11 protein-coding genes are annotated in these 16037 nt (G+C 61.4%); 8 read left to right on the top strand and 3 right to left on the bottom strand.

Annotation, left to right across the window (positions count from 1 at the left end; all coding sequences use genetic code 11):
* The first annotated feature begins 84 nt into the window (after positions 1-84).
* The 4 genes from hpf (at position 85) to EP30_RS01440 (ending at position 6420) form a co-directional block, all read left to right on the top strand.
* On the top strand, positions 85-750 hold the full coding sequence (hpf, locus tag EP30_RS01455; protein WP_094665083.1) for a ribosome hibernation-promoting factor, HPF/YfiA family: 666 nt from the start codon (positions 85-87) through the stop codon (positions 748-750).
* Between the two features lie 203 nt (positions 751-953).
* Positions 954-3896, top strand: a complete 2943-nt coding sequence (gene secA / locus EP30_RS01450) for a preprotein translocase subunit SecA (protein ID WP_140555491.1) — start codon at positions 954-956, stop codon at positions 3894-3896.
* Positions 3897-4116: 220 nt separating this feature from the next.
* Positions 4117-5175, top strand: a complete 1059-nt coding sequence (gene trpD, locus EP30_RS01445; protein WP_094665087.1) for an anthranilate phosphoribosyltransferase — start codon at positions 4117-4119, stop codon at positions 5173-5175.
* Between the two features lie 294 nt (positions 5176-5469).
* Positions 5470-6420 (top strand): ROK family glucokinase, encoded by a 951-nt coding sequence (locus EP30_RS01440; RefSeq protein ID WP_094665089.1) that lies wholly within the window; start codon positions 5470-5472, stop codon positions 6418-6420.
* Positions 6421-6506: 86 nt separating this feature from the next.
* On the opposite strand, the gene EP30_RS01435 is transcribed toward EP30_RS01440, so the two are convergent.
* Positions 6507-7049: a hypothetical protein gene (locus EP30_RS01435; protein WP_094665091.1), complete on the bottom strand. Its 543-nt coding sequence runs from the start codon at positions 7047-7049 to the stop codon at positions 6507-6509.
* A gap of 50 nt (positions 7050-7099) precedes the next feature.
* Here EP30_RS01435 and EP30_RS01430 point away from each other — a divergent pair, with 50 nt between their 5' ends.
* Positions 7100-7789 (top strand): 1-acyl-sn-glycerol-3-phosphate acyltransferase, encoded by a 690-nt coding sequence (locus tag EP30_RS01430; protein WP_094665093.1) that lies wholly within the window; start codon positions 7100-7102, stop codon positions 7787-7789.
* 128 nt (positions 7790-7917) lie between these two features.
* On the opposite strand, the gene EP30_RS01425 is transcribed toward EP30_RS01430, so the two are convergent.
* Positions 7918-9942 (bottom strand): PASTA domain-containing protein, encoded by a 2025-nt coding sequence (locus EP30_RS01425; protein WP_140555489.1) that lies wholly within the window; start codon positions 9940-9942, stop codon positions 7918-7920.
* A gap of 50 nt (positions 9943-9992) precedes the next feature.
* Positions 9993-11132, bottom strand: coding sequence for a polyprenyl synthetase family protein (locus EP30_RS01420; RefSeq protein ID WP_258185298.1), 1140 nt, complete (start codon positions 11130-11132; stop codon positions 9993-9995).
* 211 nt (positions 11133-11343) lie between these two features.
* On the opposite strand from EP30_RS01420, the gene EP30_RS01415 reads away from it, so the two are divergent.
* The 3 genes from EP30_RS01415 to EP30_RS01405 all read left to right on the top strand — a co-directional run bounded on the left by EP30_RS01415 (position 11344) and on the right by EP30_RS01405 (position 15877).
* The gene (locus tag EP30_RS01415; RefSeq protein ID WP_140555487.1) at positions 11344-12009 is read left to right on the top strand and encodes a hypothetical protein; all 666 of its coding nucleotides are present in this window, start codon (positions 11344-11346) and stop codon (positions 12007-12009) included.
* 105 nt (positions 12010-12114) lie between these two features.
* Positions 12115-13428 (top strand): RNA polymerase sigma factor, encoded by a 1314-nt coding sequence (locus EP30_RS01410; RefSeq protein ID WP_094665099.1) that lies wholly within the window; start codon positions 12115-12117, stop codon positions 13426-13428.
* A 127-nt stretch (positions 13429-13555) separates the two neighbouring features.
* Positions 13556-15877, top strand: a complete 2322-nt coding sequence (locus EP30_RS01405; protein ID WP_140555485.1) for a type IIA DNA topoisomerase subunit B — start codon at positions 13556-13558, stop codon at positions 15875-15877.
* The last annotated feature ends 160 nt before the right edge of the window (positions 15878-16037 follow it).

Below are 16037 nucleotides of genomic sequence, written 5' to 3'. Positions count from 1 at the left end.
TGTCGGTTAAGATAAAAGCAACCTTTCGCGAAGATGCTGTTAGGTGTCCACAGCGGCTTCGGCCGCTCGATAAAGGAGGTTCACATGGAAATCGTCGTTACCGGACGTCACACGCAGATCAAGCAGCGGTTCCGTGATGTCGTAGAGAGCAAGATGAATCGTGTGACCGCAATCGCTCCCGATGCCCAGCGCGCTCAGGTGGTGGTGACCCATGAGGGCAACCCCCGTCAGGCAGACACCGCCAAGAAGGTCGAGATCACGGTGATCGCCGGCCGTACCGTCGTGCGTGCCGAGGCTTCCAGTGCCGACGAGTTCAGTGCCCTCGATCTGGCTCTGGACAAGCTGACCCTGCGTCTGCGCCGTTCTCGCGATCGTCGTAAGGACCATCGCCGCGGCTACACCAACCCGCAGCCCGTCGACCTTGGTGTCGTCGAGCCGCCCCAGGCCGAAGAGCCCGTCGTCGAAGAGCCGAGCAACAGCCCGGCCGATGCCGTGGCCGGAGATCTGGGTCCGGGCGAATCCGTCGAGGTTCAGGTCGGTGACACGCCGATCGTCATTCGCCGCAAGCTGCACATCGCCGAGCCGATGAGCATCGACGAGGCTCTGTACGAGATGGAGCTGATCGGACATGACTTCTTCCTGTTCGTCAACAAGGAGACCGGCCGTCCGTCCGTCGTCTACCACCGTCACGGCTGGAGCTACGGCGTCTTCGAGATCGACACCCCCGAGAACGTCGATAAGGCCAAGTAGAACCTGACCCGTTCTTTCTGAGTACATCAGTACATCAGCGCCCTCGGATTTTTCCGGGGGCGTTTTTTTATGCCAACATATGCGATGTTGATCCGATTAACCGGGAAAATCGCAACAATCGCGTAGTATGGTTGCAGTTTGTGCCCGAATGAATAATATCGGGCCTGACCGCCAACTTACCGTCAAACTTGAGGAGACGACTCGTGGTAGCAGTTCTGGACAAGGTCCTGCGTATAGGCGAAGGACGACAGCTTCGCAAACTCCAGTCAGTGGCGGAAGCGACCAACGCCTTGGAGGATGAGATCTCCTCGCTGTCCGATGACGAACTCAGGGCGCAGACCGCCAAATTCAAGCAGCGTATCGAGAACGGCGAGGATCTCGACAAGATCATGCCGGAGGCGTTCGCTACGGTGCGCGAGGCTTCCAAGCGTACGTTGGGCATGCGTCACTTCGATGTCCAGCTCATGGGCGGCGCGGCCCTGCATTGGGGCAACATCGCCGAGATGAAGACCGGTGAGGGCAAGACCCTGGTGGCCACGCTGCCGAGCTATCTCAACGCGCTCGAGGGCAAGGGCGTGCACGTGGTGACCGTCAACGACTATCTGGCCAGCTATCAGAGCGAGCTGATGGGTCGTGTGTTCCGTTTCCTGGGCATGACCACGGGCTGCATCATCACGGACCAGAAGCCGCCGGAGCGTCGCAGGCAGTACGCGGCGGACGTGACGTACGGCACGAACAACGAGTTCGGTTTCGACTACCTGCGTGACAACATGGCGTGGGACAAGGCCGATCTGGTGCAGCGCGAGCATCATTTCGCCATCGTCGACGAGGTCGATTCCATCCTGATCGACGAGGCGCGTACCCCGTTGATCATCTCCGGTCCGGCCGAGGGCGACGTGACGCGCTGGTACCGTCAGTTCGCGAAGCTGGTGCCGAAGCTGACCCGTGACGAGGATTACGAGGTCGACGAGAAGAAGAAGGTCGTCGGCATCCTGGATCCGGGCATCACCAAGGTGGAGGACTATCTCGGCATCGACAATCTGTACGAGCCGAGCAACACGGCGCTGATCGGCTATCTGAACAACGCGATCAAGGCCAAGGAGCTGTTCCTGCGCGACAAGGACTACGTGGTGCAGGGCGGCGAGGTGCTCATCGTCGACGAGCACACGGGCCGCATGCTGCCGGGCCGTCGCTACAACGAGGGTCTGCATCAGGCCATCGAGGCCAAGGAGGGCGTGGAGATCAAGGCGGAGAACCAGACCTTCGCGACGATCACGCTGCAGAACTACTTCCGTATGTACGACAAGCTCGCGGGCATGACCGGTACGGCCGAGACCGAGGCCGCCGAGTTCATGAACACGTACAAGCTGGGCGTGCTGCCGATCCCGACGAACCGTCCGATGATCCGTCAGGACAAGGACGATCTGATCTACCGCACCAAGAAGGAGAAGCTGGCCGCGATCGTCAAGGACGTGGCCAAGCGGCACGCCAAGGGACAGCCGGTGCTGCTGGGCACCGCGTCCGTGGAGTCCTCCGAGGTCGTCTCCTCGCTGCTGGACGTTGCCGGCATCCCGCATCAGGTGCTCAACGCCAAGCAGCATGCGCGCGAGGCCGCTGTCGTGGCCGTGGCCGGTCGCAAGGGCGCGGTGACCGTGGCCACCAACATGGCCGGCCGTGGTACCGACATCATGCTCGGCGGCAACGTCGAGTTCCTCGCCGATCAGGAGCTCAAGAGGCAGGGCTACTCGCCGGAGGACACTCCGGAGGACTATGAGCGTCTGTGGCCCGAGACCCTGGCCGCCGTCAAGGCTCAGGTCAAGGACGAGCACGAGGAGGTCAAGAAGCTCGGCGGCCTGTACGTGCTGGGCACCGAACGTCACGAGTCCCGTCGTATCGACAACCAGCTGCGTGGCCGTTCCGGCCGTCAGGGCGATCCGGGCGAGTCCCGCTTCTACCTGTCGCTTGAGGACAACCTCATGCGTCTGTTCAACACGCAGCTCGTGGCCCGTGTGATGGCCAAGGGCATGCCCACCGGCGAGCCCATCGAGGCCAAGAGCGTGTCCAAGGGCGTGCGCAACGCGCAGAAAGCGGTGGAGTCGCGCAACTTCGAGATCCGCAAGAACGTTCTCAAGTACGACGACGTGATGAACAAGCAGCGCACCGTCGTGTACGCCGAGCGTCAGCTCGTGCTCAAGGGCGAGGACATCAGCAAGGACATCAAGCTGTTCCTGTCCGACACGGTCTCCTCCTACATCAGAGGGGCCGCCCAGGGCAGCGACAAGCCCGCCGACTGGGATCTCAAGGGCCTGTGGAAGGCGCTGGGCCAGATCTACCCGATCGGTCTGGACGTCGAGGACGGCGAGAAGGCCGTCGAGGGCCTCAAGTCCGACAAGGCCATCGAGAAGCTGCACGACATGATCGTCGAGGACGCCGAGGCCAAGTACGCCGGGCTCGAGAAGATCGCCGGCTCCGACGCCATGCGTCAGCTCGAACGCCGCGTGGTCCTCGCCGTGCTCGACCAGAAGTGGCGCGAGCACCTGTACGAGATGGACTACCTCAAGGACGGCATCGGCCTGCGTGGCATGGGACAGCGCGACCCGCTGACCGAGTACCAGCGCGAGGGCTACCAGATGTACAACTCCATGGTCGAAGGCATCAAGGAGGAGTCCATCCGCCTGCTGTTCCACGTGGACATCCAGCAGTACGCACACGCCGAGAACCCCGACAGCAACGCCGACGAGGATGAGGCCGTCGCCGCAGCCGCCAAGGCCGAAGGAGACGCCGAGGACAAGCCCTCAACCGACGAATTGGAGACCAGCGCCCCCGCCGAGCCGGAAACTGTGGACGAGGACGCCGACGAGGCCGAGGTCGCCGAACCGGAGATTGCCGACGCGGATGAGGCCGAGGAACCTGAGGAGGAACCCACGGTTGCCGAACCGGTCCGTACCGAAATGGGCAGTGTGACCGGTCCCAAGCCGATCAGCCATGCTGATGCCAAGGTTCCTGCTTCCAGAAGGCCGAAGAGCAACGAGGCGCATGCTCCGGAAGCTGATGGACGCACGTTCGAAGGTACGCCGCGTAATGCTCCGTGCCCCTGCGGATCGGGCAAGAAGTACAAGCTCTGCCACGGCAAGAACGAGAAGTGAGTTCAGTGTTCGTGGCAAGGCTGTGATGAGCGCAATGGGTTCGCAGTCAACATAGCCGATAGGGGAGGCTCCGGAAACCGGGGCCTCCCCGTTGTCGTATGATCACAGCTCTTTTCGCATAATGGACTCCTTCATGATGGTGCTAGTGCCCGCAACATGCAGTCGTTACAATGGCAACTGAATTTTTACCAGGCGCGACAAGCGCCAAGGAGGAACAGCCATGTCCGAACCATTCACGTGGAAAGCCATCCTGACCAAGCTCGTCGGGGGCGAGCATCTGAGCGCCGAGGAAAGTGAGTGGTACGTCGATGACCTCATGAAGGGACAGGCCAATCCCGCTGCCGTCGGCGCGGTGCTGGCCACTCAGCAGCAGCTCGGACTCACCAGCGAGGAAGTGTCCGGCGCGGCCAAGGCCATGGTGGCTCATGCCGTACCGCTGAAGGTGCAGGGTGAAACGACCGATATCGTCGGCACCGGTGGCGACGGCGCATCCACGGTGAACCTGTCCACTATGGGTTCCGTGGTGGCAGCGGCCGCTGGTGTGAAAATCGTCAAGCATGGTAACCGCGCGGCGTCGAGCAAGTGCGGTGCGGCAGACTGCCTCGAACAGCTTGGGCTGCCACTGACGCTCGCCCCCGATGCCGTTGGCGAGGTCGCCGATGAGGTTGGAATCACCTTCGCATTCGCCAAGACATTCCATCCGGCCATGCGCTTTGTGGGGCCGATCCGTGCGGCTCTGGGCATTCCCTGCGTGTTCAATGTGCTCGGTCCGCTGACCAACCCCGCCAATCCCAAGCACGTCGCCATTGGTTGCGCGAAGCGTGCCATGAGCCCGATCATGGCACAGGTGTATGCGAACCGCGGACAGGATGGCATGGTGTACACATCCTCCGAGGGGCTGGATGAGATGGCCCCGACCGGACCGGTGAGCGTCTGGGAGATTCGTGATGGCAAGGTCACGGAGACGGAATTCGATCCCACCGTCGAACTCGGGCTCGATCGCATCGTCGTATCCGATCTGCGCGGTGGCGAGCCGGAATACAACGCGCAGGCCATGCGCGATTTTCTGGCGGGTAAGGACGTGCCGTTCCGCACCACCGCGTTGCTGAACGCCGCGTCCGCCATCGTGGCGGACCACAGCCTGCTGCCGAATCCCGAGGGCACTCTTGCGGAACGGTTCAAGGCCGCCTACGATATCGCCGCCGAGGCCGTGGACTCCGGCAAGGCGACGGATCTGCTCGACCGTTGGATCGCCGTCGCCAAGTCCAAGGATGAGTGACTCCTCGCGATCTGCATATGATCTGAACCCGACGTCAGCGCATTCGGGCGCGAATCGTCGGATATCGACATTGGTCCCGTTCCGGATATTCGGAACGGGACTTTTGTTCTCTGTATTGTTGCTCGCGATGTTCCATGCCGGCAATTAATAACCGACCGTTTGGTAGGCGCTTCGGCGTGTCGCTGGAAACGCTGTTATCATGAAACTGTTGTTGAACGTTCTAATTCCTTGCTGTCGAGGAAGACGAATCAGTGATGAGCATCTTCCCGGCACGGCCAACTGATGGAGGTTTACATGTACACGCTCGGCATTGACATCGGTGGAACCAAGATCGCTGGCGCGGTCTGTGACGAGAATGACAAGATTCTCAGCCAGTGGCGTGTTCCCACGCCGACGGATCCCGATGAGATCAACGAATGCATCATCGAGATTTACAACGAGGCGCTCAAGCTGCATGACGAGATCCCGACGATGGGCATTTCCGCCGCCGGCAACGTCAAGGCCGATCGCCGTACGATGAGCTTTTCCGCCAACATCGCCAAGTGGATCGACTATCCGCTGGCGGACCGCATCGAGGAAATGACCGATCATAAGTGCAAGGTGGTCGTGGAGAACGATGCCAACTGCGCCGGTTGGGGCGAGTACATCCTTGGTGCAGGACGTGGCAGCCGCAACATGGTCATGCTGACCGTGGGCACCGGTCTGGGCGGCGCCATCGTCATCAATGGCGAACTGTACCGTGGTTCCTTCGGCATGGCTGCCGAGCTCGGTCATCTTCCCATGGTCTCCGATGGTGATTTCTGCGGATGCGGTCTTCGTGGTTGCGCCGAGCGTTACACCTCCGGAAACGCTCTTGAACGTTTCGCCCGCGCCGGCATCCGCCGCATGCCGCAGAAGGCCGATCGTCTGCTGGAGCTGTGCGGTGGCGATGTGCACGCATTGGAAGGCAAGATGGTCTCCCAGGCCGCTCAGGAAGGCGATGAACTGGCTTTGTACGCCTTCGGCAAGATCGGCGAATGGCTGGGACGTACCATGGCCGCCATCGCTGCGGTGATCGATCCTGACGTCTTCGTCATCGGCGGCGGCGTGGTCTCTGTCGGCGACATTCTGCTCGATCCTGCGCGTTACAACTACGTGCGATTCCTGCAGGCCGCGGCGTACCGTGAGCATGCCCAGATTCTGCCGGCGACCGCCGGTGGCGATGCGGGCATGATCGGTGCCGCCGATCTGGCCCTGCACGTCTGATTCGGATTATGCTGATCCCCGTCGCGGGTCTTTGACAATCGGCTGGTAACGGCCGGTCGCCAAAGACCCGCGATTTTGCATGTCGTCTATACGCGCGCGCCGTCGTCGAACATGTCGGTGCGCGTTTCCGTATGCCCTTTGTGCTGGGCGAACATGCCAGCGGCACCGATAAGCGTCATCACACCGCCCGCGGTTCCCAGCCAAGCGGACAGCGCCGGGATCAGAATGGACGCCGTCAGCGTGATCACACCGATTACCAGTAGCACGACAAACAGCATTGTGGATTTGCGGACCGAGCCGATCGACGGGTTCGGGGGGACGAATGATGAATCGTCATCGTTCAGGACATCGTCGGTGTCCAGCCAGCTGCGGCCTTCGAAATCACGCGGTCCGGCGGCGCGCGCGAACGCCTCCGGCTTGAGGTCGTCGATGCTCAGTTGCGCCTGCTTTTCCGCCTTGCGGGCGGCCTTGTTGAATTTACGGGCCGTGCGTGACCGTTCCACGTCGTGAAGCTCATCCTGATGGGAGGACACGAACTCCTCCCATGCGGCATCGACCCCGTCGGAGCCGTTTGCTGAGCCGTCGCTTGAGGGCGATCGGTTCTCGTTGCTATTCTTGTTGCCAGTCATATGTATAACTGTAGCCGTGAAATAGACGTTTTCGCGGTACGGAGGTCGTTGTGCTGTATTGGTTTTTCGTCAAGGGATTCGGACCCATTGCCCGTCATCGTCTTGGACCAAGCGCCAAGGGCGTGAACAACATTCCCCGCAAGGGCGGCGGCATCATCGCGGCGAATCATCTTGCGGTCATCGATGATGCGCTGATCCCGCTCACCTGCCCGCGCATGGTGCACTTCATGGGCAAGGCCGAGTATTTCGAAGGCAAGGGCATCAAGGGCAAGTTCAAGAAGTGGTGGTTCACTTCCGTCGGCGTGTTCCCCGTGGATCGTTCCGGTGGTTCCAAATCCCTCGGCGCTTTGGAGCATGCCCGGGAGATTCTGGAGGAAGGCCATCTGTTCGGCATTCACATCGAAGGAACCCGCAGCCCCGATGGGCGTCTGTACAAGGGCCATACCGGCGCGGCCAGACTGGCCTTCGAAACGGGATGCCCGATCATTCCCACGGCGATCATCGGATCGCGGGAACTGCAGAAGCCGGGAACGGTGATCCCCGCCAAGGGCACCACACAGGTGATCTATGGTCGTCCGATCCCCGTCACTCGCAACCTCGAAGCGACGCACGACGATCTGCGTGAGCTTACCGACCGCGTGACCCGGGAGATTCAGGCCATGAGCGGTCAGGAGTATGTGAATGAGTACGCCCAGAAGGTGAAGGAGCGTCTCGCCGCCCAGCAGCAGCCCCGGCAGTGACGACACGGTAATGAAAACGTGGCGGGATTCCGATGACGATACGTCGGAATCCCGCCACGCTGTTATCCGCTCGATAGCCGTCTGCACATCGCAACCCGCGATCTATCCATCTATTCAGCAGCGGGGAATCACACGACGGTAAGCGTCACCGTCGTGGCATTGCCCTTCATGTCGCGTAGCCGAACCTGCTGGCCGGGGGCGGGATCCTGCAGACGTACGGTCTGTGTCAGGTCCCCGAGGGGAGCGGTGATCTCCACTTTCAGACCGAGCGCTTCCAGCGTCTGCTTGGCTTCGCTTTCGCTCTTGCCGCGAACATCAGGAATCGTCACCATTTCAGGGCCCTTGGATACGACGATATTGACCGAATCACCCCAATGCATCTGGGTTCCGGCCTTCACCGACGCGGAGATGACCGTGCCCGACTCCACGGTATCGGAATACATCTCCGACGTGGTCACCTTGAGCTTCGCATCGTTCAGCGAGGACAATGCATCCTCCTTGGATTCGCCCACGATATTCGGCATGCTCACCGGCATCGGACCCTTGGACAGTGTCACGGTGATCGGATCCCCATGACGAAGCGTGGTGCCGGGCTGGGGATCGATGCTGAGCAGTGCGCCTTCCGGCACATCAAGCGAATACTGATCCCGCTCCTTATCATGGGTCACATTGTCGAATCCCAGTTGTTGCAATGTGTTCAGTGGCGTTTTGCCATTGTCGCTCGATGCGTCGGTGATGTCCTCGGGAATGGTGGCTTCGCGTACGCCCTTGGAGACGATGATCGTCATCGTGTCGCCGTTGCGTTTACTCACACGATCGCCGACATTGGCCGGATCGGAGGAGATCACGGATCCCTCCGCTACATCGTCACTGTACTGTCCCGTGGTCGTATATGGGATGCCGGCCACCTTCAGGGCGCGCTCGTACTTGGCGAAATCGGCCCCCTTGAGTGAACAGTTCTGCCCGGTCTCGCAGGACACATCGTCCGCAGACGGCACCGTCCAATAGCTGCCCGGTCCAAGGAAATACCACCAGGCGTAGCCGCCGCCTATCATGACGGCCAACAGCAGAGCCGCTCCCGACACGATGGCGATCCTCCGCAGATTCCCCTGTCGCGCCTGATGAGTCATAGTCTCGCCATCAGCGGCAGTGGCGTCGACGATTTGCGTCTCCGTCTCATCCGGAGAAGCCTGCGTGGCCGTCTGGCCCATGTCGTTGCCAGTCGTCGAAGCCATGTCCGAGGGAAGTACGCTGGTTGCGGTTTCCCCATTGTTGCGGGTTCGATACGACAGTTCGGCGGGGGAGAGCGTCGTGGTCAGCGCATGCAGCTCCCGTAATGCCGATGCCGCGTCGGCCGGGCGCTCCGCGACCTGTCTCGCCGTCAGATGGGCGATGAAATCGGATATGGACTTTGGCATGCCGGGGTGGTCGGCGGTCAGTCGGGGAATGTCCTCATGCACATGCTTGAACACCATGGTCACCGGGTTGTCGGATGCGAACGGCACCTCGCCGGTCAGCATCTCCCATGCCATGATTCCCACGGAATACAGGTCTCCTTGCGGAAGAGCCTGATTGTTCTCGATCATTTCCGGTGCGAGATAGGCGGCGGTGCCCAGTAGCATGCCGGTGGTGGCAAGCGTCGCCTGGGACGCCGCCTTCGCCAGACCGAAATCCGTGATCTGCACCCGTCCGCGGTCGTTGAGCAGGATGTTCTCCGGCTTGATGTCCCGATGCACCACGCCCACGGCATGCGCGGCGGATAACCCATCCAGAACCTCGCCCACAATGCGCAACGTCTCCCTGACGGTGAAGACCCCCTGCTGGCTCATCTCGTATCGCAGGTTCACGCCATGCACGTATTCCATGACCAGATAGTCGAGTCCTTCGAATTCACCGGTGTCATAGATCTGCACGATGTGCGGATTCGCTATGGCGGCGGCGGAACGTGCCTCCCGTTGGAATCGTTGAACGAACTGATCGCGATGTGGCCCCTGCGCCAGCTGGGTGTGCATGATCTTGATCGCCACCGTGCGGTCCAGACGCACGTCGGTCGCCTCATACACCGTGGCCATGCCGCCTTCGGCGATCTTCCTCGTCACCTGATATCGAGCGTCGAGGACATGCCCCACGGGATTTTCCATCGCTTCGTTCATATTCTCATCCTACGTTCGTGTGAACAGGCCGTTTGGTGCTCCTGCGTCGTTCAGTCACGAATATCCGCGGGAACGAACCGTGCGCACATGACGTGCAGTGATGCCAGTGCGTCGTCGTCCAGATCAAGTGCGCGTCCGGTATCGGCGATGGCGGTCTTCGTCTGCGACCACAGCGACGCGATCCGCTCGCGGGAGCGACGGACCGCAGACGTCTCAGTGAACAAATCGATGACATGCCGCACGACTTCGGCATCGCGTTCCTGGGCGACGAAGCAACGACGGAGATATGCCGCCTGCTCCGGGCTTGCCCCGGACAAAGCGTCGGCCAGCAGTACGGTGCGCTTGCCCTCCCGAATGTCGCCGCCCACGGGCTTGCCCGTCACTTTGGGGTCTGAAACCACGTCGAGCAGATCGTCCGCCAATTGGAATGCCAGGCCAAGCGGCATGCCGATCGATTCCGCCGTCGTGGAGGCTGTGCCGCCGTCGACGCCGGCGGCCAGCAGCGCGAGACGGATCGGTGCGATGGTGGTGTAGCTGGCGGTCTTCCAACGGAACACCGCCAATGAGTTGCGGGCAAGATTCTCGGGATCGTCCAACGATAGGTGCTCGGCGGCAAGATCGAGCACCTGCCCGATCTCCACTTCCCGGTGCATGGTGAGGAATCCCGACATGATGCCTTCGTGGTTCGGCAGTTCCACGGCCGCTGCGTTGACAATGTCCACGCTGGCGGTGGCGAGCAGATCGCCCAGCATGATGCCCAGTCCCGATCCGAAGGACGCCGCTGATGCGACGGTCGTGTCGTCGTATCGTTCGGCTGCCATTGAGGCCAGCGCCTTATGGGCGGCCGGCTTGCCCCGACGTACGTCGGCCTCGTCGATGATGTCGTCGTGCACGAGCGCCGCGGTCTGGAACACTTCGATGGCGCACGCCAGATCCAGTGCTCTGCCTCGTGCGTTCGCGTCGGACGAGGTGCCGGTCAGCGCATCGTAGAACGCCATCAGCAGACGTGCCCGTAGCCGCTTGCCTCCTTCGCTCGACACGCACGCCTGACGGACGACATCGTCATACAGTCGTCCGCAGTCGAATCCGGACAATGCGTCGTTCATGGGGGAGCAGTGCCGGACGATCAGTTCGCCGATGCGGGACTCGATGTCGTTGCCGGTGATATGCGAAGAAGCCTGAACAGTCATATTAACCAGCCTATCGAACCGGTATTGACAAACGGTGATATTCCGGGCGGGGTTTCCATTCGACCACATTGGCCGCGAATACTAGGCGTGCGCGATGGCGGCACGCATAGTGGAAACGGGACGGAGGAACGACGGAATACGACCCTCGTTTCATCCGGGCCGATGAATGGACCGGACGAAACGGGAGCACGGACGCAAGGAGGCGACCACAATGACGATCGAAGTAGGGCTCAGACCGCTGGAAGGAGCCTACGCCACCGCAGAGGGGCGTGAAGCAATGAGAATGGACGACGCGGAGATCACCGAGCTGCGGCGGCGTTTCCGAGCCAACCGCAGAACTCAGGGAATACGACAGGCGGACATCGACTGGTTCCGGGACCCGTTCGATGTCTGGCATCGATGGCTGGTCAATGGTCTTGTCGAGGTTGCCCCCGAAGCGCTGATGAAGCTGTGCGTCGGCATGAACGAGACGCTGGCCATGCGAGACGCGATCATCCTTGCGCCGATGACGGGTGTGAGCAAGGACGATCTGTTCGAACTGGTGACGAACCCGCATTCGGAATCCAGCTCCGCGCTGGTATGCAACACGTTGACCCGCGGGTTCGAGGACCCGTCCCTGTCGCCGAACCCGCAGCGCTGTCAGCGCAGCATCGATGCACTGGCGTATATGATCACGCTGGCTCCCGAGGATTACGGCGCACAGCCATTGGCGGCACTCGCATATCTGCTGTGGTGGGTGGGCAGGGACGACCAGTCGCTGGCCTGTTCGCTCAGGGCGCTATATGTGGATGATTCCTGCACAATGGCCACGATTCTGCTGGGCGTCGTACAACGGGACATCCATCCGGCATGGATTCATGCCGCCAAACGGGAATAATCGTCCTTGGAACGTGGTTCACTCTATTAGTTGACAATTTGCTCTTGCCATAAGTGTGTCTTCGTGCTATAGGAGACGCCGACAGGACGAACCAGGAGGACAAGTTTGGCCACCGAGAAGGCAACACGGAAGACGACCCGTACCAGGAAGACGTCAGGTGCCGCAAAGACGACGAAGACTCGCAAGAGCGCCGCCGCCAAGAAGGCCGAGCAGGAGCCGACCAAGCAGAACGGTGATCTGCTGGAAGGCGACGACCTGCTGGACGACGTCGAGGACATCGACGACGAGGATTTCGACGAGGACGATGTCGAAGACGTTGACGACGACACCGACATCGAGGAATCGGACGACGACGAGAACTCGGGCGACGACTCCGAAGAGGAGGAGAAGCCCAAGCCGCCGGAACAGCCCAAGGAGAAGGGCGCGTTCGTCGTCACCGATCTGGATGACGACGACAACTACACCCCTTCGGGCAACCCGAAGCGTCGTGTGATCGCCACCGGTGCCACCGCGGACCCCGTCAAGGATTACCTCAAGCAGATCGGACGCGTCAGCCTGCTGAACGCCGAGCAGGAGGTCGACCTGTCCGAGCGCATCGAGGCAGGCCTGTACGCGCAGCATCTTCTGGACACCGAAGGCGACCAGCTTGACTTCAAGCGCAAGCGCGAGCTCAAATGGGCCGCGAACGACGGACGCAAGGCGAAGGACCACCTGCTGGAGGCCAACCTCCGACTCGTGGTCTCCCTGGCCAAGCGCTACACCGGACGAGGCATGCTGTTCCTGGACCTGATCCAGGAGGGCAACCTCGGTCTGATCCGCGCCGTGGAGAAGTTCGACTGGAAGAAGGGCTTCAAGTTCTCGACCTACGCCACCTGGTGGATCCGTCAGGCCATCACCCGAGCCATGGCCGATCAGGCCCGCACCATCCGCGTGCCCGTCCACATGGTCGAAGTCATCAACAAGCTCTCCCGCGTGCAGCGCCAGATGCTGCAGGATCTTGGTCGCGAACCCACGCCGGACGAGCTGGCCCGCGAGCTCGACATGCCGGTCGAGAAGGTCCAGGAGGTCCAGAAGTACGGTCGCGAGCCCATTTCGCTGCACACCCCGTTGGGCGAGGACGGCGATTCCGAGTTCGGCGATCTGATCGAGGACACCGACGCCATCGCGCCGTCCGACGCGGTCGCGTTCTCGTTGCTGCAGGAACAGTTCAAGCAGGTCCTCGAGACCCTGTCGCCGCGTGAGGCCGGAGTGATCAAGATGCGCTACGGTCTGGAGGACGGTCAGCCCAAGACCCTGGACGATATCGGCCGCGTGTACGGCGTCACCCGTGAACGCATCCGTCAGATCGAATCCAAGACGATGTCGAAGCTGCGTCACCCGTCCCGCTCCCAGACGCTGAGGGACTTCCTCGATCAGTGACCGGGTGACCGAAACCGGTTCCGTTCATTCGCTCCTCCGCCATACGGGGGAGCGTTTCCATGTGGGCATGCCGCGACGGCATGCGATATAGGCGACGATACACGAGTCGCGTTAGCGAAGGAGGGCCATGGCGGCGCAGAAGGAAGAATACGGCGCGAAGGACCTGGCGGTTCTCGAAGGATTGGACGCGGTTCGCAAGCGTCCTGGCATGTACATCGGCACCACTGATTCCCAAGGACTCATGCACTGTCTCTGGGAGATCATCGACAACTCGGTGGATGAGGCGCTCGCGGGCTTCTGCACGCGGATCATCGTAACGCTGCACACCGATGGATCGATCACCGTGGCCGACAACGGTCGTGGCATTCCTGTCGACAAGGAACCCAAAACCGGTCTGAGCGGCGTGGAGGTGGTCCTCACCAAGCTGCATGCCGGCGCGAAGTTCGGCAATTCCTCATATAACGCCGTCGGCGGTTTGCATGGCGTGGGCTCCTCCGTGGTCAATGCGCTGAGCTCCCGACTGGACGTCGAGGTTGACCGCAACGGCAAGACCTATCGTATGGAGTTCCGCCAGGGGCATCCGGGGGTCTATTCCGACGCCGACCCCGAGCATCCTTCGCCGGATTCCCCCTTCAAGAAGACCCGCAAGCGGTCTCCGACCGAACTGCGTGAGGTGGGCACGGTGGACGCCAATGTCACCGGCACCCGCATCCGCTACTGGGCGGACCCCGAGATCTTCAACCGTACTGCGAAATTCAGCTACGAGCAGCTGATCGACCGCGTGCGGCAGACCAGCTTCCTCGTTCCGGGACTGTCGATCACCGTGATCGACGAGAACGTGCCGGAAACCGGTGACGAATCCATCGACGACGTGCGTGAGACGGATGATACGTTGCGGGAGCAGCGGGTGCGCTCCGTCGAGGAGACGGTCGATGTCGATGACGCCGGAAACGTTACGGATGAGCCGGACAATACAGGTGCTACGACCGGTGAGACGGCTGATGCCGAGACCGCCGGCGACGAAATCCCCGCATCGGCGACAGTGAAAGAGCGTTCCGGTCACGCCCGCGTGGAGGAGTTTTTTCACACCGGCGGCGTGGTGGATTACGTGGACTTTCTGTCCAAGGGCGAGCCGGTATGTGGCATCTGGCATATCTCCGGCGAGGGCACCTATGAGGAGGAGACCCAGGTGGTGGGTCCCACCGGCGACCTTCACGCCCAGATGGTCGAGCGCACCTGCGGGGTGGATATCGCACTCCGCTGGACCAATGATTATGACACCACCATCCGTAGCTTCGTCAACGTAGTGGAAACCCCCGGCGGGGGGATGCACGTGGATGGGTTCCTCAATGCGATCACCCGGCAGGTGCGCAAGACCGTGGAGGCCAATGCGCGTCGGCTCAAGGTGAATCTCAAGGACTCCAGTACCAAGATCGAACGCGATGATGTGACCACTGGTCTGGTCGCGGTGGTCACGGTGCGCATCGCCGAGCCGCAGTTCCAGGGACAGACCAAGGATGTGCTCGGCACAGCGCAGGTCAAGCCGATCGTCACCAGGCTCACCGACAAGCAGTTCGGCGAGATGATCACTGGTGCGAAACGCGGCTACAAGGAGCCGTCCTCCCGCGTGCTGGAGAAGATCGTCGGTGAGATGCATGCCCGCATTCAGGCACGCAAGACCAAGGAGGTCACGAGGCGGAAGAACGCGCTGGAATCCGCATCCATGCCGTCCAAGCTGTCGGACTGCCAGCCGGGCAACGACGATATCGCCGAGCTGTTCATCGTGGAGGGCGACTCCGCACTTGGCACCGCCAAGGCCGCCCGCAATTCCGGCTTCCAGGCCCTGCTGCCCATTCGAGGCAAGATCCTTAACGTGCAGAAGGCGTCGATCTCGCAGATGCTGGCGAACAAGGAATGCGGTGCGATCATTCAGGTGGTCGGTGCGGGATCGGGGGTGACCTTCGATATTTCGCAGGCGCGATACAACAAGGTCATCATGATGACCGATGCCGATGTGGATGGCGCGCACATCCGCATCCTGTTGCTCACCCTGTTCTACCGGTACATGCGGCCGCTCATCGAAGCCGGTCATGTGTATGCCGCCGTACCGCCACTGCACCGCATCGCGTTGACGGGCAAACGCAAGGGCGAATACATCTACACGTACTCCGATGATGAGCTGGCGTCGAAGCTCGAGCAGCTCCGACACGATCGTATCGGGTTTGATGAGGACATCCAGCGGTACAAGGGCCTGGGTGAGATGGATGCCGATCAGCTGGCCGACACGACCATGGATCCGCGTACGCGTATGCTGCGTCGCATTCGCATGGAGGACGCCGCCCAGGCCGCGGACATCTTCGACCTGCTTATGGGCGGTGAGGTGCCTCCGCGTAAGAAGTTCATCGTGGACAACGCCGACGACTTCGATCGGTCCAATATCGACGCCTGACGATTCGTGGCATGCCACTCGGTTGGTGCCGTGAAATGTGGATAACTTTTCAGTTATTCCACTTATCCACATTTCTGCACCGGTCGGTGGCAGCTGATTTTCCAACGTGCCATAGTGTGCCTTGCACAGGCCTTCCGGAAGGTCCGGCAGGGACAATGGT

This window comes from Bifidobacterium sp. UTCIF-39 (assembly GCF_006408715.1).
Taxonomy (GTDB): domain Bacteria; phylum Actinomycetota; class Actinomycetes; order Actinomycetales; family Bifidobacteriaceae; genus Galliscardovia; species Galliscardovia tissieri.
This window is presented reverse-complemented; position numbering and strand designations above follow the sequence as displayed.

What these genes read in the sequence shown, in the direction of transcription:
- EP30_RS01420 (WP_258185298.1), bottom strand. Translation starts at nt 11,132, where the DNA reads ATGACTGTTCAGGCTTCTTCGCATATCACCGGCAACGACATCGAGTCC.
- EP30_RS01405 (WP_140555485.1), top strand. Translation starts at nt 13,556, where the DNA reads ATGGCGGCGCAGAAGGAAGAATACGGCGCGAAGGACCTGGCGGTTCTC.
- EP30_RS01415 (WP_140555487.1), top strand. Translation starts at nt 11,344, where the DNA reads ATGACGATCGAAGTAGGGCTCAGACCGCTGGAAGGAGCCTACGCCACC.
- hpf (WP_094665083.1), top strand. Translation starts at nt 85, where the DNA reads ATGGAAATCGTCGTTACCGGACGTCACACGCAGATCAAGCAGCGGTTC.
- EP30_RS01435 (WP_094665091.1), bottom strand. Translation starts at nt 7,049, where the DNA reads ATGACTGGCAACAAGAATAGCAACGAGAACCGATCGCCCTCAAGCGAC.
- EP30_RS01440 (WP_094665089.1), top strand. Translation starts at nt 5,470, where the DNA reads ATGTACACGCTCGGCATTGACATCGGTGGAACCAAGATCGCTGGCGCG.
- EP30_RS01425 (WP_140555489.1), bottom strand. Translation starts at nt 9,942, where the DNA reads ATGAACGAAGCGATGGAAAATCCCGTGGGGCATGTCCTCGACGCTCGA.
- trpD (WP_094665087.1), top strand. Translation starts at nt 4,117, where the DNA reads ATGTCCGAACCATTCACGTGGAAAGCCATCCTGACCAAGCTCGTCGGG.